The following is a 19,661-nucleotide window of genomic DNA, read 5'->3' on the forward strand; positions in this document are numbered from 1 at the left end:
TTTCAGGCCGGCAAACGAAGCTCCTTGCGCAGGCTCTTGTCAAACATCCCGGCAGGCGCAAAGCGACGCAGCATGCTGATTTGTCGGGCTGTCTTGCCGGCAGTGTAGCGACGCTTGGGGTGGGCATCGCTCGCCGCTTTCAGCACTACAGCCGCCACCACTTCCGGCAAATCGGCTTTCGGCATTACATCGGCGAGCAATGCCTTGAATTCTGCGCGGGCCTGATCGTATTCCTTCAATAACCGGTCCGGCTCAAGGCCGTTTTGATCGAAGACGGTTCGTACAAAGGCCGGCTCAATGACCGAGACGCGAATATTGAAGGCGCGCACTTCGTGATCCAGAGATTCCGAATAACCTTCCAGCGCATGTTTGACCGCCGAATAATGAGAAGAGTAGGGCGCGGGTATCAGGCCCAGAATCGATCCGATATTGATAATGCGCCCCTGGCCACGTTCGCGCATCGACGGCAATACCGCATTGGTCATGCGGATGACGCCGAACAGATTGACATCAAACAACGCCTGCACTTGGGGTATCGAGAATTCCTCGGAGCCGCCTATCAGGCCAATACCTGCATTGTTGACCAGCAGGTCGATCCGCCCGGTCTGCGCAAGTACGCTGGAAACGAGCGCGCCGACTGAGTCATCGTTAGTTACGTCGCAAGTACGCATGGACACCTGCGTTGCACTTTCGCCAATCTTGCGGCTCGTGCCAAATACGGTATAGCCCGAGTGCACCAGCGCCTCGGCCGTTGCGCGACCTATACCGGATGATGCACCGGTGACAATGGCAGTTTTTCCGGAAGAAGTGCTCATGTGATGCTCCAGTGTTCAAAAGGCTGGGGGCCGACAAGTTGCTTATGTGGGGAATTTAAAACGCGGGTCACCGACACTTACCTGATCTTCACCACTACTTTGCCTTTGGCACGCCCTCGGGCCAGGTACTCAAGTCCTTCTTTGGCCTGCTCCAGCGCAAAGACTCTGTCAATGACGGGTTTGATTTGTCCGCTTTCAAGTAACACGGCAATGTTCTCGAGTTGAGCCCCCTGCGGGCGTACGAACAGAAACGAGTAGGTCACGTGGTGTTTTCTCGCACGGCGCCTGATCGAGTGGCTCATCAGCCCGAAGAGGAAAGTGAAGAAGGCATTCATCCGACGAGCCTTGGCGAACGCTTTATCCAGTGGCCCGACGAGGGAGACGATTAAGCCTCCTGGCTTGAGGATGCCGACGGCTTTTTTAATCGTGTCTCCTCGCGTTGTACCCAGCACCAGGTCGTAGTCGCGCAATACTTGCTCGAACGCCTGCTTTTTATAGTCCACCACTTCATCTGCACCCAGGCTGCGCACCAGTTCTACATTGCCGGTACTGGTGGTCGTGGCGACGTTGGCCCCCAGGTGTTTTGCCAGTTGAATAGCGAAGGTGCCGATGCCTCCAGCTCCGGCAGGTATGAATACCTTCTGGCCGGGTTGAAGATTGGCGTGTTCCTTCAAGGCTTGCCAGGATGTAAGCCCGACCATTGGAATGGAGGCCGCTTGTACGAAATCCAGATTCGCCGGTTTAAGTGCAGCAGCGCGCTCAGGCACGGCTGCAAATTCGGCGATGCTACCTTTGCCGAGGTCAAAGATACTGGCGAAAATGGCGTCACCCGCCTTGAAGCGGGTGACAGCTTTGCCTACTGCTATGACCACGCCGGAAAGATCACTGCCCATAATGGCGGGTAGTTCGTGTTTGAGGACGGCCTTGAACGTGCCTGTGGTAATCATGTTGTCGATCGGGTTCAACCCGGCCGCGTGAACTTCAACCAACAGTTCATCAGGCTTGATGGTTGGCAGAGGCACATGCGTTATCGCAATTTCAGGCGACTTGCCATAGCTTTCGAAGGTAAGTGCTTTCATGACGCTAGATTTCCAGGGTCGTCTGACAGTGATGGGTTGTTTTTAAAAACGATGCGCAGTTGAAGTTCGAACGCTTTATGCAAGGAACCCCAGAGCCGTTGAGACGAAGTCGGCGTGGTACTGAAAGACGCAACCGTGGCCTGCGTCTTGATAAACCACTCGTTGCGCTTGCGGCAGACGTTGGCTCATATCGCGACTCAACTCGCTTGCGACCATGACGTCGCTGTCCCCGACGACGATAAGTACAGGCATCCGCAGGCGTGCAAGATCCTGCGCTGGCTGTTTTCCCCAGGCTTTGATTGCTTTGAGTTGGCGAAGCAGCAAGCGAGGCGTCGGCGGCTTGTCGCGGTCGACGGTGCGTTCCTTCACCCTGCTCAAATAGCCTCTGGCGGCGCGTCGGCCATTGAGTGTGGAGGTGAAAAACATATAGACCTTGGGGTCTCGCAGCGTCAGCAAGCCTTTGAGAATAAGCGGCCAGGCCAGCGCACCTATGCGCTCGATACCGTGCCCGCCTGCCGGCCCTGTGCCTGCCAGAATAACCTTGCGTACCAGATCGGGTGCCTTCAATGCCAGGTCCTGAGCCACGAAACCGCCCATTGAAAAGCCAATCAGATCCACTTGTCTGTAGCCCATTTCCCGCACAAGCTCAAGGGTGTCCCGAGCCATCTCGCCTATCGTCAGCGGCGCGGTGCCGGTCGATAAACCAGCCCCGCGATAGTCGATGGCGATAACGTGATGCCTGGTAGCAAGACCATCAACAATGCGCGGGTCGAAATCGTCCAGTACCGCGCCCCAGTAGTTGAGCAACAAGAGCGGCACGCCACCACGCAAACCTGACTCGCGATAGGCGAAGGCAATGCCTGCGACTGTTGCGATTTTATTAGGCGCCTGGACAAACGACTGCGCCGAATGAGTCTGCAGATTTGAGCTACTCATGATGGGTACCCCGGTTTCAGGCTTTGGTCAGATAGCGCTCTGCGGCGTTCGCCTGTCGAATGTCCGACAGCAACCCTTGCCGCGCGCCATCAAGCGCGTCCCAACGACCTGCAACGTGCAGTGGCGGAATGGTCACCAGTTCGCGACGATCGAAGCCCACCAGCGCTGCATCGACCAGTTCTTCAACGTCCATCACCTCGGGGAGGGTGTTGAGGTCGATACCGGCGCGCTCCCAGATTTCGGTGCGGGTAGCAGCAGGCAGGACCGCCTGGACGTACACACCCTTGGCTGCCAGTTCCAGGTTCAAGCCTTGAGACAGGAACAGCACATAGGCCTTGGTAGCACCGTAAACGGTCATGCCGAACTCTGGCGCCAAGCCCACCACCGACCCGAGGTTGACGATTGAACCGGTACCGGACTGCGCGAAGCGAGGGGCCACTGCGGCGGCGAGTCGCGTCAGCGCAACAATGTTCAGGGCGACGAGTTTTTCAATGGCCTCAGCGCTCTGCTCAATGAACCCGCCGGACTGAGCTATACCTGCGTTATTGATGAGGACGCCGATGCTGGCATCGTCGCGCAGGCGAGTTTCAAGCGCTGTGAGGTCGGCAGAGTTGGTCAGGTCGGCCTGAAGCACTTCGACAGCTACGTTGTTTTCTTCACTCAGCCGTGCTGCCAGAGCATCGAGGCGTGGCTTGTCACGTGCGACAAGCACCAGGTTGTGGCCGCGACGGGCAAATCGCTCGGCATAAATGGCACCGATACCGCTGGAAGCGCCAGTGATGAGAACAGTGGGGAGAGTAGTCATTGGTGATGTCCTGACAAGTAATGCAATGAGGGCAGCCAGGCGTTTGCGCCTGCGATTGTCGGTCACCCGGCAGGGCATTCGACGCTGACGCTGAAGGGCCCTGCTAATTGATCCTTGGCGTTATGATTACGATCTAAATCTAAAATGTCAACGTATTGATGTTGATCGACATCAAAATGCGGCGAGGTCGTGCGCGCCCTGTATTCAGAGGCGAGGAGGAAGGAGGATCGTGCGCGCGGTTGCTTTCGCCGTTCTGGAGATGCGGCGCGGATGGCGTTTCAGAGGGCGAAGTGGGCCTATAGGCCCGGTCGCATTTGCGGAGCGCGGAGCGCTATGGTGTAAGCAAAAAAGACGCCATCGGTTTAAGTATCGATTCGGCCGAGACCACAGAGAGTTCATCCGGCTTTCTGTCGATCGCCAACGAGGCATACCCATGCGCAGTGCTCCAGGCGAGGAAGGTGCGTTGCTCAAGGACTGTCGGGTCTGGTTCGGCACCGTTTTTTGCGACCCACGCCGTACGTATCGACTGACGAAGCAGTTGCAGCGTGGCTTCGCCCGAAGTGAGCAACCTGGGTAATGTGCGGTTGACCCCGCCCATTCCGAACATCAACCGGAAGTGCTGTGGGTAGTTCTTAGCGAAATTGACATAGCCTATCCCGCAGCCCAGTACACAGTCGTCAAGGTCACGCTGTGCGGCATGAATAGCGTCGACCATCCGTTCATAACCATCGGCCACCACCTCTGCCATCAGGTTTTCCAGAGAGCCGAAATGGTGCGCAGGTGCGGCGTGTGAAACGTTCGCCCGTCTTGCGCATTCACGCAGTGAGAGTCCTCGCATGCCTGCTTCCCCCACGATGTCCCATGCCGCCTGCCGCAAGACGGTCGGCAAGTTGCCATGGTGGTAAGTACGCGGGTTATCTGAGGTCGGCATACGAAGCTCCCTGTCATGAAATAAAAGTTATACATCCATCGTACAGCCTATCTTGTCACTGACAAGATAGGCTGCTCTAATTGCGCAAGGTCTTATGGTTGGCGCGGAGAATACCGATGAGCAAACTTACCAACAGGCTTCGATTATTGACGCTGCGTGGCACCTTCATGCTTGCCAGCCGTATTCTACCGGGCCCCACCGGAAGATACCTTGCCCGACGTTTCGTGACACCCCAGGCCGCCGGACGTGCCAAGGCTGCCGCTGCGCTCAGCGCATCGGCGGATGTGCAAACGGACACTCTGGAACTGAACGGGATCAAGATCTGCACCTACGTGTGGGGAGATCCTTCCAGTCAACCTTATGTGTTGTTCTCCCATGGATGGTCGAGCTACGCGATGCGTTTTGTCGGCTGGGTGCCATTGTTACGATCGATGGGCTATGCGGTGGTTGGTTTTGATCAGCCTGCCCATGGATTAAGCGCTGGCGATATCAGCCACATGACGCAGTTCGTGAAAGTGCTTCGGCACGTTGGCCGCCATTTTGGAAAACCAGCGGCCGTGATTGGCCATTCGATGGGGGCCTCGTCAACCGTATTTGCTCAGGATGAGCAATGGCGTCCCGAGCGCTTTGTGTTGATTGCACCGTATCTAGTGCCAGCCCAGAGCGTATTTCAACAGTTTGATAGCGTCGGTGTTGCACACAAGGTATTCGTTCCCTTTGAGGCAGACATACATGCTCTGACGGGCGAGCGTTTCGCGGACTACGACGCTTCTCTGCGACTACATCTGCTCGACCGCCCGGCGCTTATTGTTCACGACCGCCACGATCGTGAAGTCCCTTGGGAAAACGGTGCCCGGTTCGCAAAACTATGGCCCGGAGCGCGTCTCTTCACCACGGAAGGGCTGGGTCATAACCGACTGATTGATCATCCCTCCGTTACTGCTGAAGTGATGGAGTTTTTGAAGCCGGGTAGTCACTTGCCAACGCCGATTGAACCCTGACCTGGCTGGAGAGGCGGGCCATGGTTGCGCAAGCGGGAGGTCACTGTGAGTAATCATCATTTTTCCGATGAGTTGGCCGTGCTGGAAATCGTTAACAACGCCCATTTTTTCCGCCCTGGAAAGATGACGTCTGGTCAGCTTTACCTGAATTTGATTCGTCTCCAGCCAGCGGTTCCGGCAATAGGGGAGTTCATGGAGATGATTGATCATCTCGTGAAAGAAGGCCTTTTGATTTCAGGTGCCGTATTGCCCTGCGACGCCTCGTTTCCCTATGTGCAGCATATTATTTTCGGTCTTACCGACGTGGGCGAGGCTGCATTGCAAGCAACGAGGTTTCAGCTAGAAAGCGTCAACAGCTGAGCGCCTGCACTCAGCCCGAAGCCCCCCGCACACATGCTCCTGAAATCTGTAGTGCAAACGTTCCGTGCGCAATGCTTGCAGATTGTCGACCTTCAAAACTACATTAGCGGGGTTGAGGGCATTGCGACATCAGTCGATAAAAACAGGAAGCCCAGACTTCCGCGCCCTTGAGAGTGACAACTTCTTTCCCTCTGTTTTTGCACGACGATCGTGCGATGGCTGCCGCCTACGGTAACTCATTGAAGCAGAAAGAAAATGATCGAACCCGAACGAATTGTGACCCTGTCCCGTGAAGTGGAATCGCTGGCGACTCGTGGTGTCAGCGATATACAACTGATTACCCGCCAGACTCGATTGCTGGCAATAAACGCGCTGATCGAAGCGGCGCATGCAGGGAAAGCCGGTCGGGGTTTTGCAGTGGTGGCCGAGGAGGTGAAGAATATCTCCGAGCAGATATCAAAAATTGCCAGCGGTCTGACTCAAGACCTGCAAGCGTCGGTCAATGAACTGACCGAACTTGGTAAGGGCATGTGTTTTGATGTACGAGGTCAGCGGCTGGCAGACCTCGCGCTGAACCTGATCGAAATCATTGATCGCAATTTGTACGAGCGCACGTGCGATGTTCGCTGGTGGGCGACCGATGCATCGCTGGTTGATGTACTGATGACCCCAACTGCGCAGAATCGCGCTCACTCCAGTGAGCGCCTCGGCGTCATTCTGGACAGTTATACGGTGTACCTGGACATCTGGGTTGCCGATACAACAGGCTGCGTGATTGCGTCCGGTCGGCCCGATACCTTCGGCAAGGTTATCGGCGCGAATGTAAATGACGCGACCTGGTTCAAGCAGGCGGTGCGGCACTCGTCGGGCGATCAATACTTTGCCGGTGAAGTCGCTGTAGAGCCCTTGCTCAACGGCTCACAAACCTGTGCGTTCAGTGCAGCCGTGCGCAGTAACGCTGGCAAACACTCACCTGTGATCGGCGTCATCGGGATTTTCTTTGACTGGAAGAATCAGTCGGACTCGGTGATCAATGGCGTGCGTCTGAGTGATGAGGAGCGCACCCGTACCCGAGTGATGATGGTCGATGCCAGCCACAGGATAATTGCCAGTTCCGACACCCAAAGCCCGTTGGGCCACAGTATCGATTTGCAGACCAGAGCGGGGCAGGCCACCGGCTACAGCACACTGCCCAACAACAGCATTCAAGGCTATTCAATGACCCCGGGCTTTGAGACTTATCCCGGCATGGGGTGGCTGGGGGTGATTGAACAGCAGCTACCTTGAGGGCCAGCAGGTTAGTGTGTTGAGGTGCTGTTGCGCTTTGACAGACGGCTCAGGGCCGCGATAGGCGGCTGGGTGGCGATAAACGTGGGTTGCCCCAGAGCAATTAAATGACCAGACAACGGACTGTCCATGCGGTCACAGCTTGAGGGCTGCTGGGTCATTCAACTCAAGATACCACTGCGCATAGGGTGTGTTTTCCACCTTGCACCGATTGAAATCCCTGGCCCCGTCAGTCCACCAGACGTCGCCGCGCTCGCCAAGCGCAACCTTGGCCTGGTGAACCCCGGCCCGGGCGGCTTTCAGTGCATCTGTATCCGTGCACGCCTTGGCTGCCTTGACCTTGCGCCGGGCAGCCATCAACTCATCCACGCGTCGCTGACGAACCTCTTCGCTCAGGGACGGATTGGAACATCGCCAGAGTTGTCCCTTGACCACAAAATACCGGCCATCGGGTGTCGTAGGGTGCACGCTATCAATAGCCGCGAGCGGCTGCATCCGCGCCAATCAGGCCCGTCACTCGCCCGGCGAGCGCATCCAGCCCGAACGGCTTGGTCAGCACTTGTGTGCATGGCCGCAGGTGGCAGTCGTCCAGCACTGAAGTCTTGGCGTAGCCGGTGATGAACAGTGTCGGCAGACCCGGCCGGCAGTCACCCGCAGCGTCGGCCATTTCCCGGCCGTTCATGCCGCCCGGCAAACCGATGTCACTGATGAGCAGGTCGATGCGGGTATCTGACTGCAGGATCTGCAAGCCTGACTGGGCGTCGGCTGCTTCCAGGCAGTTGTAGCCCAGACCGGTGATCACTTCGGCGACAAGCATTCTGACCGATGGCTCGTCATCAACGATCAGAACGGTCTCGCCGGTGTGGTGCGCTGGCTCTTCGGTTATTTCGGGCTCGGCAGCGCGTGGAGCGTTTTCAGCAATATGGCGTGGCAGGTGCATGACCACGCTGGTGCCCTGGCCCTCAACCGACTCGACCCGGATCTGACCGCCGGACTGGCGCACAAAACCGTAGACCATCGACAGGCCCAGGCCGGTCCCGGCGCCAATGGGTTTGGTGGTGAAGAACGGTTCAAACGCCTTGGCGACGGTGTCCGGGCTCATACCCATGCCAGTGTCTGTGACGCGGATGCTCAGGTGCTCGCCGGCAGGAATGCCATGGTCCGGGTCGGTGCATTCTTCAATGGACGCATTGGCTGTTTCGATGATGATGCGCCCGCCATTGGGCATTGCGTCACGGGCGTTCAGGCACAGGTTCAATAACGAACTTTCCAGCTGGGCATGATCGATCAGCGCAGGCCACAAGTCATCGTGGGCAACGACTTTTATATCTATTTCCGGGCCGACCGTGCGTGCAATAAGCTCTTCCATGTCCTGAATCAACACGTTGACGTTGGTGACTCTCGGGGACAGGTTCTGGCGTCGTGAAAACGCCAGCAGTCGGTGAGTCAGCGAAGCCGCACGCCGTACCGCGCCCTGAGCGACCGACACATACCGGTCTACATCGCCGACACGGCCTTGGGCCAGTCGTTTGGTGATCAGCTCAAGACTGCCGGAAATGCCAGCCAGCAGGTTGTTGAAGTCATGTGCGATGCCGCCTGTCAGTTGCCCGACGGCCTCCATCTTCTGTGAGTGGCGCAGGGCATCCTCAATCTGCTCACGTTCGAAAACGGCTTGTTCGATGCGTTGTTCCAGTGTCTGGTTGAGCTCCTTGACGGCTTCTTCGGCTGTTTTTCTTGCCGTTACATCAATGGAGGAGCCGATCAGGCCGATGACTTCGCCGCTGCCATTGAGCAGGGGGGCTTTGGTGGACAGCCATACCGCTGCTGAGCCATCAGCCAGATTGACCCGTTCTTCGATCTGTTCGGCGGCGTTGCTCTGCATGATCCGGCGGTCGGTTTCCATCAGGATCCGCGCCTGCTCCTTGTCATCCAGAAAATCCATGTCGGTCTTGCCGATGAAGAAGTCTGGCGGCTTGCCGATCAATTCAGCGGTGCCTCGGTTGGCAACCAGCATTCGGCCTTCCAGGTCCTTGGCGTAGACAACGCCTGGCACGGCTGCCGTGAATATCTTGAGCAACTCGTTCAGCCGGTCGCGCTCGGCTTCAGCGCCACGCCTGCTGTCGATATCAAGCACTACGCCTGGACTGCGAACAGGCTTGCCGTGACTGTCGCGTTCAATTTTTCCGCTGGCTTCAACCCAGCGATAAATGCCGTCCTGGTGTCGAACCCGGTATTCGCATCGGTAGGTATCGCCGCCGAGCAGTGCCTCTTCGATAGCCTTGTCGACCCTGAGCGAGTCGTCGGGGTGAATGGACGCGGTCACCAGCTCAAGCGGCAGCCCTTTGGCACACAGCTTGGGGCACAGGCCGAATGTCCTGGCAAACCGCTCATCGCCCGTCAGTCGATCAGCAACGACGTCCCACACCCAGGTGCCCACCACTGCGCCTGAATCCAGGGCGAGTTGCAGCCGCTCGGCGGCTTCCTGCGCCGATGGACGGAGTGGCTGGGGGGCGAATGGCATGCCGCCGGAAACATCATTGCTCATTACTATCGACCCACTTGAACGCCTGGTTCACAAAGACTCAGTCATAGGGCAGCGCAGCAGCCTGAAAGTTGTACAAATTTTATTCTATTTTGTGCCTCAGGCCTTACAGGCGATCAGTGACACCTGATCATTCTATGGTTTTGGTCTGGAAGTGATATTAAATTAATATCATTTGATAGGTGTACTGTTTTCTATGGGGCACGCGCGGGGCCGTGCTTTCAGCCCATGCCGGGCTTGCCGAGCCAGCTGAAAGCACTGATATCACGAGGGGAGGGGTCTTTGTGCAACGTGCAGGCGCTGGTCCCGGTCAGGTGCCCAGCGCCTCGGCAGTTCTCAGTTCTGGCCGACAGGCGCAGGCAGGTTGGCAGCCTGCGCCGGAGACCAGCGGGTCATCGCATAAAACAGTGCGCCACCCAGGATGCAACCGGTGAACCAGGCAAAGTTGGCAATGGGCTTGAACCACTCGATAAAGGTAAAGCACAGACCGACCAGCGCCGTCAGCACTAGCGCTTTGACCGCGATCCAGTTCACGCCATTGGTGTACCAGTAGCGACCGCTTGGCGTGTCATTGAACAGGGCGTCGACATCAATCTGCTGCTTCTTTATCAGGTAGTAATCCACCAGCAGGATGCCGAACAGTGGACCGATGCAGGCCGCAAGCACGTCCAGGGTGTAATGAATCACTTCAGGGTTGTTGAACAGGTTCCAGGGTGTGATGAAGATCGACGCCACGGCAGCAATCATGCCGCCTGCACGCCAGCTGATGCGGCTGGGGGCGACGTTGGCAAAGTCGAAGGCCGGGGAAACGAAGTTGGCGACGATGTTGATGCCGACAGTGGCGGTCACGAAAGTAAATGCGCCGAGCAGCACGGCGGTGGTGTTATCGATACGCGCTACGGTGGCAATAGGGTCGTGGATCATTTCACCGAAAATCGGCAGCGTGCCCGACACAATCACCACCGTCACCAGTGAGAACGCCAGAAAATTCACTGGCAAACCCCAGAAATTGCCGCGGCGCACGTCAGCCATGCTGCGGCAATAGCGGCTGAAATCACCGAAGTTCAGGGTCGGGCCGGAGAAGTATGAGACCACCAGCGCGATGGCCATGACCACTTGCCCGAACGCCGCCCAGCCGGATAACTCTTTTTCAGCCAGGGTGAAACTGATGTTATCCCAGCCGGCGCGCCAGACAATCCAGCCTGCCAGCGCGAACATCACCGCATAAACGGCAGGACCGGCCCAGTCGATGAAACGTCTGATCGACTCCATGCCGGTCCAGAACACAGCAGCCTGAACCACCCACAACGCCAGAAAGCCGAACCAGCCAAGCCACGACAGCCCGAGAAAGGTCACGTTCTGATACGCAGCCAGTTCCGGGAAGAAGCGCAGAACCACGATCACCAGTGCGCTGGACGCCAGATAGGTTTGAATGCCATACCACGCCACTGCAATCAGCCCGCGGATGATTGCAGGAATGTTGGCACCGAAAACGCCGAAGGCCAGGCGGCAGATGACCGGGTAGGGCACGGCGGCTTGCTGGCTGGGTTTGGCGACCAGATTGGCAATCACTTGAATGATGCATATCCCCACCAGCAGCGCGATCAGCACTTGCCAACTGGCCAGGCCCAGAGCGAACAGACTGGCCGCGAAAACGTAGCCGCCGACGCTGTGCACGTCGCTCATCCAGAACGCCAGAATGTTGTACCAGGTCCACTTCTGCGGCACCGGCCCCAGATCATGGTTGTGCAGGCGCGGGCTGTATCCGGCCGGGCGTTGGTCTGTCATAGCGTTACTCCCTCGATGGATCGTGGCGGGATCGGGGTACGATCGATGATATTTTTGTATACGATCGTGTACGCAAAAGATGTGCCATGCGTTTTTTGCCAGGCAAAAAGTCGAGCCGCGCTATGCCAGCTGGCGTTTTAGTGCGGAAAGGTCGGCGCAATGGACGCGTTCGTCATAGCGTTTAAAGCGCACATTAAAGGAGCGCAGCGGCCCATTTTCGGTGCGATTTTGCAGGTTTCTGAGTCGGTCGATGTTTGCCAGGCGGTTTAGATAGCGCTATTCATCAAGTGATACATCGGGCACTATTCCTGTATACGATCTGTACCAAAATAGTGATACGAAACCATGACCCGACCTGCCAGCGCTCCCTTGTTCCTGACGCCTGCTGCCGATGAAAAAGGCCGTGACGAGCAAATTTACCAGCACGTGCTGGAAGCAATTGTCGAGCATCGGCTTGCGCCAGGCACGCGTTTGCCCGAGGACGCATTGGCTGAAGTGTTCGAGATCAGCCGGACCGGCATTCGCAAGGTCTTGCAGCGCCTGGCCCTGGAACGGCTGGTGACCTTGCGTCCCAAGCGCGGCGCAGAGGTCGCGCAACCGTCGGCGCAGGAGGCGCAGGATGTACTGGGTGCCAGACAGTTGATCGAACCCGCGCTGATGGCCGATATCGCCGCACGGGTAGGCGGCCAGCGTCTGGAATCACTGCGTACGCTCTGTGACCAGGAACATGAGGCGCAACACGCCGGGCGTCACAGCGAAGCTATTCAGCTGTCGGCGCGCTTTCATGTGCAGTTGAGCGCGCTGGCGGGCAATCAGGTATTGACCGAGCAAGTCGCACAGCTCACTACGCGTTCATCGCTGATCGTGGCGGTGTACGGTTCGCGGCGCAGCGTCGGCTGTGATTGTGGTCAGCACGTTGACTTGCTGACCTTGCTCGAAGCCGGGCAGGGCGAGCAGGCCCGCGAATGGATGGCCGAGCATCTGCGCCTTATCCGCGCCAGCCTGAAGGTAGATGCACCGGTGAGCGAGACAGTGGATTTTCATAGCATTTTCAAACGGCGCTGAAGGAGTTCCGGTGCGTATTCAAGTAATCAACCCCAACACCAGCGAAGCCATGACCCACAAGATTGGCCTCGCGGCGCAAGCCATTGCGCGCCCCGGTACGCAGATTCTTGCGTGCAGCCCCGATGATGGCCCGGTGTCTATCGAAGGTCATTTTGACGAAGCGATAGCGACCCTGGGCGTGCTGGAAGAAATACGCAAAGGCCGTGAGCAACAGGTCGATGCGCACATCATCGCCTGCTTCGGCGATCCCGGCCTGCTGGCAGCCCGCGAATACGCCAGCGCACCTGTGATCGGCATTGCCGAAGCGGCCTTTCACATGGCCAGCCTGATTTCCACCCGATTCGCAGTGGTCACCACGCTGACCCGAACACGGATCATCGCCGAGCACCTGTTGCAGCGTTATGGCTTTAGCGAGCTGTGCACCTCGGTACGTTGTATCGATCTGCCGGTGCTGGCGCTGGAAGAGAGCGGGCCTGAACTGATCGAGTGCATGGCCGAACAGGCTCGCCGGGCACGCGATGAAGAGGGGGCCGGTGCCATTGTGCTGGGCTGCGGCGGTATGGCGGATCTGGGCAGGCAATTGAGTGAAGCGATTGGTCTGCCGGTGATCGACGGCGTAGCGGCGGCGGTGAAATTGGCGGAGTCTCTTGTAGACCTTGGGCTGAGCACCAGCAAGCACGGCGATCTCGCCGACCCCATCGGCAAACCGTTTAAAGGACGATTTGCCTACCTGAGCCGATAAAATGTGCGTCCGCAAATGCACTGACACACGCTTTGGGTGATGCTCCGCGGCACAAAGATCGGACGCAGAGCGTCCAGAACGGCATTCCCACGCTGGAGCGTAGAGAACGATAGTCTCAACGACCACTGTCTTCTGGACGCTCCGCATTCTCTATCGACGGAGCGTGTGGCGATCGCTCCCACGCTCCACGTGATAGCGCACTTCTGGACGCTCTGCGTCCGATCTTGAGCACCAAGGGTGCGCCTTACATGGCCGGCACGCCACCCGCAACCAGCGCTTCTGTCGTGGCGTCTGGCACCACAATGGTGTTATTACCCGGAGTCAGAATCACCTTGCGGCAATCCTCTTCCTTCTTGTCGAACAGCTTGTAACCCTTCGCGGCATCTTCCAGCGACATGCGGTGGGTGATGATGGCTTCGGGTTCAAGTCGTCCGGCTTCGATGTGCTCAAGCAGTTCAGGCATGAAGCGATGGACATGGGTCTGGCCCATCTTGAACGTCAGGCCCTTGTCGAACGCATCGCCGAACATGAAGCCGTGGATGAACCCTGCGTAAACGCCCGGTACGCTCACCACGCCGCCACGTCTTACCGCCGCGATGCACTGACGCAATGCCTTGCCACTGCTGCCTTCCAGTTTCAGCGTGGCCAGAATGGTTTCGGTGGTGCTGCCCTTGGCTTCGAAACCGACTGCATCCACCACACCGTCCACGCCGCGCATGCCAGCGGTCTGACGGATGATGGTGTCGGCCGGGTCATCGTCGTCATCGAAATTGATCGGGATCACACCATAGGTTTTCTGCGCGTAGGCCAGGCGATACGGGTGGTGATCGACCATGAATATCTTCTCGGCACCGAGCATTCTTGCGCATGCGGCGCTCATCAGGCCCACCGGGCCAGCGCCATAGATGGCGACGCTTGAGCCCTGGCCGATCCCCGCATTGGTTACCGCCTGCCAGGCAGTGGGCAAGATGTCGGAAAGGAACAGAACCTTCTCGTCAGCCAGTGTGCCCGGCACTTTGAACGGGCCGACATTGGCCTTTGGCACACGCACGTACTCAGCCTGGCCGCCGGGAATACCGCCATACAGATGACTGAAGCCGAACAGTGCTGCCCCTGGCGGAATGGACTTTTTGTTGATGATCGCGCCACGCCCGGTGTTGGTGGTTTCACAGGCTGCGAACAGCTCGATGTTGCAGAAAAAGCAGCTGCCGCAAGCAATCACAAAAGGGATCACTACGCGATCACCTTTCTGCACAGCAGTAACCGCCGGGCCAGTCTCTTCGACAATGCCCATGAACTCATGGCCGAATATGTCGCCGTGTTCCACCGTGGGAATCTTGCCGCGATACAGGTGCAGATCAGAACCGCAGATTGCGGTCGCGGTGACTTTCAGAATGATGTCGTCGGCTTCTTGTATTTCCGGGTCCGGCACCGTGTCGACCTTCACACTGTTCGCGCCGTGGTAAGTCAAAGCTCTCATGATTAATCCTCGATGGCAGCAGAAGTTCTGATCCGTACTGAAGATGAACCATGAGGATTTTGTTGGTTCAGCGCGATTGGTCGATGCGGGACTAACGGTAGGTCAATTGCGAAACGCCGTCATGTCCTGCAACAGCATGCCCATCAGGCGGTTGGCACCGACGCTGAGCTGGCGACCCAGACGGCTGATCAAATGCGTCTGCGGGCTGCTGAACACCTCATGCTGCAAGGGCAGGGCGCGCAGTTTTCCGGCCTTTATCTCCTCCTCTACAACGAAGGTCGGCAGCAGCGTGACGCCACCCTGCATGGCGAAATGCTTGAGCATGGCGAAGGTGCTGCAGGTCAGGGTCGGTTGCACTGTGACACCCAGCTGATGTTCGGCTTGCAGAAGGATCTGGCGAATGCCGTAAGACACCGCAGGCAGCGCGACACGGTAGTGTTCCAGTGCCCGCAGCTCTATCGGAGCCTGCTCTTGCGTCAGCGGATGATCGGGGGCGGTGATCACGCACACCGGCTTGCGCTGATGGGCGTGAGAGCGGATTTTCGGGTCGGCAGCGGGGTTGAAGACCAGGCCGATATGCGCTTCGTCCTCCACCACCTGGCGAATTACCTCGTTGCTGCCGCAGACGTTCACGAGCAGTTCAATGCGCGGGTACAGCTCGGAAAACCGGGCCAGCGGCTGGGCGAGGCTTTCAAGAAAACCTTCTCCGGACACCAGTGTCACCGAGCCGCTGTGCAGGCCCTTCAGCGCCTGGATCGAGTCCAGCAAGACCTCCTGCTGCGTCAGCCGCTGGCGGTAATACGCCAGCACCTTGTCGCCTGCTTCGGTAGGTTTCACCCCTCGACGATGACGCTCCAGCAGGGGAGAGCCCAGCTCCTGTTCCAGTTGCGCGATCTGACGGCTGACCGCCGAAGGCGCAACGTTGAGGAAGTCGGCAGCAGCCCGGACGCTGCCCAATCGTACGGCTTCGAAAAAATACAGGATGCGTCGATCTTGAACGAGGCTCATGGGCTTCCAGTGTTGCGCTAAAGGCAACATAAATTCGATTTTTGGATTATTGCTGAGAGGGGAGAGCGCTGTCCATACTCGAATCATCAGCACATTGCAGGCCGAAGGGGCCCGCAGCGTCATCCTCTAATTCGTACAAAATCTTTGATCGGGATGCAGACATGACTTTGAAAGCAGGTGTGATCGGATTGGGCAACATGGGCGGCGGCATGGCTGCGACGCTGGCGGGCAAGGGCTTTGATGTCAGCGGCTTCGACCTGTCGCAGGCTGCGCTGGCCCAGGCTGAAAGCAAAGGCGTCAAGCCGGTTGCCGACCGCAAACAACTGATTCAAGGCGTGGACATTCTGATCCTGTCGCTGCCCAAGGCCGAGCATGTGGAGTCGGTGTGCCTTGGTGCGGGTGGCATCAGCGAGTTCGGTCACAAGGGCTTGATCGTAGTCGATACCACCACATCAACACCGGAAATGAGCCGCAAGGTCGCCGCCGAACTGGCCAAAACCGGCATTGCCTTTATCGATGCACCGGTCTCGGGCGGCCCGAAAGGCGCAGCCACCGGCACCATGTCGATGGTCATCGGCGCTGAAGATGCCGATCTTGCGCGCGCTATGCCGGTTCTGGAAGGCATGAGTGGCACACGCGTACATGTCGGTCAGTGCGGCGCAGGCAATGTGGCCAAGATCGCCAACAACATGCTCGCCGCCTGCCACCTGATCAGCACTGCCGAAGCCGTTGCAATGGCAGCGCGCGCAGGCGTTGACCCGGAAAAACTCCTGCAAGGCCTGAACGCCGGTTCCGGGCGCAGCGGAGCCACGCAAGTGATGTTCCCGACCTGGGTGCTCAACAAGGCGTATGACTCCGGTTTCACCATGGGCCTGATGCGCAAGGACGTTGGCCTGGCCAGCGATCTGGCGGACAGCCTCGACATGGACCTGCCTTTGTCGCGGGTCGTCGCGCAATTGTGGCAGGCCAGCAGCGAAACCCTGGCGGACAATGAAGACTTCTGCGCCATCGTGCAACGCACCGATGGCAAACTTTACGGTCATGGAGAATAAGCGATGAGCACTGCAAAAATCCTCGAACTGATGCGTCCTTACTGGGGCGATCGCAGTGTCATCGCCAGCTACGTCGGCGGCCAGTTCATCGAAGGTCACGGTGCGCCTGTCGAAGTGCGCAATGCCCATGACGACAGCCTGCTGCTGAGTTTTCCGGACGCCGACGAGTCGTTGGTCGATGTCGCCGACAAGGCCGCCAAGGCTGCGCAGCAGCAATGGTGGGCGCTGACCGCTCAGGCGCGGGGTCGCGCCATGTATCAGGTGGGCAATCTGATTCGTGAAGAGCTGGAAAACCTCGCTCAGATTGAATCCCTGACCGCCAACAAGCCGATCCGCGATGCGCGTGTCGAAGTGCTCAAAGTGGCCGAGATGTTCGAGTATTACGCCGGTTGGGCGGACAAGCTGCACGGCGAAATCATCCCGGTGCCGACCACGCACCTGAACTATGTGACCTACGAACCACTGGGCACGGTGTTGCAGATTACGCCCTGGAATGCGCCGATCTTCACCTGCGGCTGGCAGATCGCCCCGGCGATTGCGGCGGGTAACGCAGTCATCCTCAAACCGTCGGAACTGACGCCGCTGAGCTCTTTGATGGTCGGTGTGCTGATTGAGCGCGCGGGAGTACCGAAAGGGCTGGTCAACGTGATTGCCGGTTTCGGCCATTCCATCGGCCAGGCGTTCATTGCCAAGGCTGACATCCGCAAAGTGGTGTTCGTCGGCTCGCCAGCGACCGGTCGGCATATCGCCGTGGCTGCGGCGCAGCGCTGTATTCCCGCGGTGCTGGAGCTTGGTGGCAAGTCAGCCAACATCGTATTCGACGATGCGGATCTGGAAGTGGCCTTGCGTGGCGCTCAGGCGGCGATTTTCTCCGGTGCCGGGCAAAGTTGTGTCTCCGGCTCACGGCTGTTGGTGCAGGAGTCGATTTTCGAGAGGTTCACCAAAGCGCTGGCGGTGGCGGCAACTCAGTTCAAGGTCGGCGACCCCGGCGACCCGGACACCCAGATTGGCCCGATCAACAATGCTAAGCAGTACAACCACGTGAAGAGCATGGTCGAGCGTGCATTGAAAGACGGCGCAAGGCTGGTTGGCGAGCAGGCCGATCCGATCCCGAACAAGCCGGGTTATTACGTCAATCCGACGGTGCTGGCGGGCACCAACGAGCTGCATTGTGCGCAGGAAGAAATCTTCGGCCCGGTGGTGGTAGCGATTCCATTCAAGGACGAAGAGGACGCGATCCGTATCGCCAACGACAGCCGTTTCGGTCTGGCCGGTGGTGTCTGGACCCGCGATGTCGGGCGCGCTCACCGCGTTGCAAAGCAAGTGCGAGCGGGGACCTTCTGGGTCAACGGCTACAAGACTATCCACGTCAGCTCGCCGTTTGGCGGCTATGGTGAAAGTGGTTATGGCCGTTCTTCCGGTCTGGATGCACTGCGCGAGTACAGCGAAGTGAAAAGCGTCTGGGTCGAAACCGCCGCCAAGCCTGCCGCCAGTTTTGGCTACGGCGCGAGTCTGGAGTAAGTACATGCCTATTTCAAAGACACTGATCGACGAAGCAACTGTCTGGCGCCGCACGATCCACGCTGCGCCGGAGCTGGGGTTTCAGGAGCTGAAAACCTCGGACAAGGTGGCTGATCTGCTGAGTAGCTTCGGCATTCAGGTGCACCGCGGTCTGGGCGGTACTGGCGTGGTCGGCACCCTGCGCAATGGCGACGGCCCGACTATCGGCATTCGCGCCGACATGGACGCCCTGCCGATTCAGGAGCTGGGCGACAGCGTGCACAAGTCGGCCCATAAGGGTTGCATGCACGCCTGCGGACACGATGGCCATACGGCGATTCTGCTGGCCACCGCCCGGCACCTGTCGGAAACCCGCCGGTTTGCCGGCACGGTGCATTTTGTCTTTCAGCCTGCCGAGGAAAACCTCGGCGGCGCGCAACGGATGATCGAAGACGGCCTGTTCGAGCGCTTTCCTATGGAAGCGATCTACGGTCTGCACAACTGGCCGGGCGTGCCTGCTGGCAAGGTGGTGATCAATCCGGGGCCGATGATGGCGTCGCTGGACACCTTCGAAATCACCCTGACCGGCAAGGGCAGCCATGCGGCCATGCCTGACAAGGGCAATGACCCGATCGTGGCGGCTGCCGAACTGGTGCTGGGGCTGCAAACCATTGTCTCCCGGCGCCTGTCACCGCTCGACTCGGCGGTGGTCAGCATCACTCAGTTCAATGCCGGTGAGGCGATCAACGTCATCCCGGAAACCGCTGTTTTGCGCGGCACGGTGCGTTGTCTGCAAACGCCGGTGCGCGAGAAGGTTCAGCAACTGATCGGCGAGTTCGTCGAGCGTTTGCCGACGGCCTTCGGGGTGCGTGGCGAACTGGTCTACAACGTGGGGTATCCGGTGACTGAAAACCACGTCGATGCCGCTGCTACGATCCGCCGCGCAGCGGTCGCAGCGGTGGGGGAGAACAACGTGCAGTGGGGCTGCAACCCGTCGATGGCCTCCGAAGACTTCGCCTTCATGCTGCATGCCTGCCCGGGTGCGTACATCTGGATGGGCGTCGATGGCGACAAACCGTCAGCGGCGTTGCACAACCCGTACTACGACTTCAATGATCAGGTCATCGAACCTGGCGTTGCGGTCTGGACCTCGCTGGTGGAGCAGTGTTTGCCGCTGAGTTGATGGCTCGCATACATATGCCGTAGGAGTGAGCTTGCTCACGAAGGCAGTGGTCCAGACGCCCTTTTTTATGGGGTTTACCGGCCTCTT

Annotated in this window: 18 protein-coding genes; 8 read left to right on the plus strand and 10 right to left on the minus strand. The window is 58.5% G+C overall.

The window, feature by feature from the left end; genetic code table 11:
- Positions 1–2 precede the first annotated feature (2 nt).
- The 5 genes from RYB09_RS16035 to RYB09_RS16055 form a co-directional block, all read right to left on the minus strand.
- Entirely contained in the window at positions 3–815 is an 813-nt protein-coding gene (locus RYB09_RS16035) for an oxidoreductase (protein ID WP_058399966.1), read from the minus strand.
- A gap of 77 nt (positions 816–892) precedes the next feature.
- A complete protein-coding gene (locus tag RYB09_RS16040) occupies positions 893–1,894 on the minus strand; it encodes an NADP-dependent oxidoreductase (RefSeq protein WP_058409614.1) in 1,002 nt (333 codons plus the stop codon).
- Positions 1,895–1,969: 75 nt separating this feature from the next.
- Positions 1,970–2,830 carry an alpha/beta hydrolase gene (locus RYB09_RS16045; protein ID WP_316889289.1) on the minus strand — a complete coding sequence of 287 codons (861 nt, stop codon included), beginning with the start codon at positions 2,828–2,830 and terminating at the stop codon, positions 1,970–1,972.
- A 16-nt stretch (positions 2,831–2,846) separates the two neighbouring features.
- Complete coding sequence (locus tag RYB09_RS16050; protein ID WP_058399969.1) at positions 2,847–3,635, minus strand: SDR family NAD(P)-dependent oxidoreductase; 789 nt, start codon at positions 3,633–3,635, stop codon at positions 2,847–2,849.
- Positions 3,636–3,966: 331 nt separating this feature from the next.
- Positions 3,967–4,566 (minus strand): TetR/AcrR family transcriptional regulator, encoded by a 600-nt coding sequence (locus RYB09_RS16055; protein ID WP_058399970.1) that lies wholly within the window; start codon positions 4,564–4,566, stop codon positions 3,967–3,969.
- Positions 4,567–4,682: 116 nt separating this feature from the next.
- On the opposite strand from RYB09_RS16055, the gene RYB09_RS16060 reads away from it, so the two are divergent.
- The 3 genes from RYB09_RS16060 to RYB09_RS16070 all read left to right on the plus strand — a co-directional run bounded on the left by RYB09_RS16060 (position 4,683) and on the right by RYB09_RS16070 (position 7,214).
- Positions 4,683–5,567, plus strand: a complete 885-nt coding sequence (locus RYB09_RS16060) for an alpha/beta hydrolase (RefSeq protein ID WP_316889292.1) — start codon at positions 4,683–4,685, stop codon at positions 5,565–5,567.
- Between the two features lie 45 nt (positions 5,568–5,612).
- The gene (locus RYB09_RS16065; protein ID WP_058399997.1) at positions 5,613–5,927 is read left to right on the plus strand and encodes a hypothetical protein; all 315 of its coding nucleotides are present in this window, start codon (positions 5,613–5,615) and stop codon (positions 5,925–5,927) included.
- A 255-nt stretch (positions 5,928–6,182) separates the two neighbouring features.
- Positions 6,183–7,214, plus strand: a complete 1,032-nt coding sequence (locus RYB09_RS16070) for a methyl-accepting chemotaxis protein (protein ID WP_058399972.1) — start codon at positions 6,183–6,185, stop codon at positions 7,212–7,214.
- A 135-nt stretch (positions 7,215–7,349) separates the two neighbouring features.
- Here RYB09_RS16070 and RYB09_RS16075 read toward each other — a convergent pair whose 3' ends face one another.
- The 3 genes from RYB09_RS16075 to RYB09_RS16085 form a co-directional block, all read right to left on the minus strand.
- On the minus strand, positions 7,350–7,682 hold the full coding sequence (locus RYB09_RS16075; RefSeq protein WP_058399998.1) for a hypothetical protein: 333 nt from the start codon (positions 7,680–7,682) through the stop codon (positions 7,350–7,352).
- A gap of 4 nt (positions 7,683–7,686) precedes the next feature.
- The gene (locus tag RYB09_RS16080) at positions 7,687–9,759 is read right to left on the minus strand and encodes a PAS domain-containing sensor histidine kinase (RefSeq protein WP_122258020.1); all 2,073 of its coding nucleotides are present in this window, start codon (positions 9,757–9,759) and stop codon (positions 7,687–7,689) included.
- Between the two features lie 333 nt (positions 9,760–10,092).
- Positions 10,093–11,544, minus strand: a complete 1,452-nt coding sequence (locus tag RYB09_RS16085) for an NCS1 family nucleobase:cation symporter-1 (RefSeq protein WP_058399974.1) — start codon at positions 11,542–11,544, stop codon at positions 10,093–10,095.
- A gap of 345 nt (positions 11,545–11,889) precedes the next feature.
- On the opposite strand from RYB09_RS16085, the gene RYB09_RS16090 reads away from it, so the two are divergent.
- Positions 11,890–12,609, plus strand: a complete 720-nt coding sequence (locus tag RYB09_RS16090) for a GntR family transcriptional regulator (protein WP_219169716.1) — start codon at positions 11,890–11,892, stop codon at positions 12,607–12,609.
- A gap of 10 nt (positions 12,610–12,619) precedes the next feature.
- Entirely contained in the window at positions 12,620–13,351 is a 732-nt protein-coding gene (locus RYB09_RS16095; protein ID WP_002554379.1) for an aspartate/glutamate racemase family protein, read from the plus strand.
- 244 nt (positions 13,352–13,595) lie between these two features.
- On the opposite strand, the gene RYB09_RS16100 is transcribed toward RYB09_RS16095, so the two are convergent.
- Entirely contained in the window at positions 13,596–14,831 is a 1,236-nt protein-coding gene (locus RYB09_RS16100; protein ID WP_316889298.1) for a zinc-dependent alcohol dehydrogenase, read from the minus strand.
- Between the two features lie 102 nt (positions 14,832–14,933).
- Positions 14,934–15,839, minus strand: coding sequence for a LysR family transcriptional regulator (locus RYB09_RS16105; RefSeq protein ID WP_057403112.1), 906 nt, complete (start codon positions 15,837–15,839; stop codon positions 14,934–14,936).
- Between the two features lie 161 nt (positions 15,840–16,000).
- Between RYB09_RS16105 and RYB09_RS16110 the strand changes: the two genes are divergently transcribed.
- Genes RYB09_RS16110 through RYB09_RS16120 form a run of 3 tightly spaced genes read left to right on the plus strand, consistent with a single transcriptional unit; the run spans position 16,001 to position 19,574 of the window.
- On the plus strand, positions 16,001–16,891 hold the full coding sequence (locus RYB09_RS16110; RefSeq protein ID WP_316889300.1) for an NAD(P)-dependent oxidoreductase: 891 nt from the start codon (positions 16,001–16,003) through the stop codon (positions 16,889–16,891).
- Positions 16,892–16,894: 3 nt separating this feature from the next.
- Positions 16,895–18,412, plus strand: a complete 1,518-nt coding sequence (locus tag RYB09_RS16115; RefSeq protein WP_316889302.1) for an aldehyde dehydrogenase family protein — start codon at positions 16,895–16,897, stop codon at positions 18,410–18,412.
- A 4-nt stretch (positions 18,413–18,416) separates the two neighbouring features.
- Positions 18,417–19,574 (plus strand): M20 aminoacylase family protein, encoded by a 1,158-nt coding sequence (locus RYB09_RS16120; RefSeq protein WP_058399978.1) that lies wholly within the window; start codon positions 18,417–18,419, stop codon positions 19,572–19,574.
- Positions 19,575–19,661 lie beyond the last annotated feature (87 nt).

The organism is Pseudomonas syringae group sp. J254-4, assembly GCF_032586855.1.
GTDB classification, from domain to species: domain Bacteria; phylum Pseudomonadota; class Gammaproteobacteria; order Pseudomonadales; family Pseudomonadaceae; genus Aquipseudomonas; species Aquipseudomonas amygdali.

What these genes read in the sequence shown, in the direction of transcription:
- RYB09_RS16100 (WP_316889298.1), bottom strand. Translation starts at nt 14,831, where the DNA reads ATGAGAGCTTTGACTTACCACGGCGCGAACAGTGTGAAGGTCGACACG.
- RYB09_RS16090 (WP_219169716.1), top strand. Translation starts at nt 11,890, where the DNA reads ATGACCCGACCTGCCAGCGCTCCCTTGTTCCTGACGCCTGCTGCCGAT.
- RYB09_RS16085 (WP_058399974.1), bottom strand. Translation starts at nt 11,544, where the DNA reads ATGACAGACCAACGCCCGGCCGGATACAGCCCGCGCCTGCACAACCAT.
- RYB09_RS16120 (WP_058399978.1), top strand. Translation starts at nt 18,417, where the DNA reads ATGCCTATTTCAAAGACACTGATCGACGAAGCAACTGTCTGGCGCCGC.
- RYB09_RS16060 (WP_316889292.1), top strand. Translation starts at nt 4,683, where the DNA reads ATGAGCAAACTTACCAACAGGCTTCGATTATTGACGCTGCGTGGCACC.
- RYB09_RS16045 (WP_316889289.1), bottom strand. Translation starts at nt 2,830, where the DNA reads ATGAGTAGCTCAAATCTGCAGACTCATTCGGCGCAGTCGTTTGTCCAG.
- RYB09_RS16080 (WP_122258020.1), bottom strand. Translation starts at nt 9,759, where the DNA reads ATGAGCAATGATGTTTCCGGCGGCATGCCATTCGCCCCCCAGCCACTC.
- RYB09_RS16105 (WP_057403112.1), bottom strand. Translation starts at nt 15,839, where the DNA reads ATGAGCCTCGTTCAAGATCGACGCATCCTGTATTTTTTCGAAGCCGTA.
- RYB09_RS16115 (WP_316889302.1), top strand. Translation starts at nt 16,895, where the DNA reads ATGAGCACTGCAAAAATCCTCGAACTGATGCGTCCTTACTGGGGCGAT.
- RYB09_RS16035 (WP_058399966.1), bottom strand. Translation starts at nt 815, where the DNA reads ATGAGCACTTCTTCCGGAAAAACTGCCATTGTCACCGGTGCATCATCC.
- RYB09_RS16110 (WP_316889300.1), top strand. Translation starts at nt 16,001, where the DNA reads ATGACTTTGAAAGCAGGTGTGATCGGATTGGGCAACATGGGCGGCGGC.
- RYB09_RS16055 (WP_058399970.1), bottom strand. Translation starts at nt 4,566, where the DNA reads ATGCCGACCTCAGATAACCCGCGTACTTACCACCATGGCAACTTGCCG.
- RYB09_RS16070 (WP_058399972.1), top strand. Translation starts at nt 6,183, where the DNA reads ATGATCGAACCCGAACGAATTGTGACCCTGTCCCGTGAAGTGGAATCG.
- RYB09_RS16040 (WP_058409614.1), bottom strand. Translation starts at nt 1,894, where the DNA reads ATGAAAGCACTTACCTTCGAAAGCTATGGCAAGTCGCCTGAAATTGCG.
- RYB09_RS16050 (WP_058399969.1), bottom strand. Translation starts at nt 3,635, where the DNA reads ATGACTACTCTCCCCACTGTTCTCATCACTGGCGCTTCCAGCGGTATC.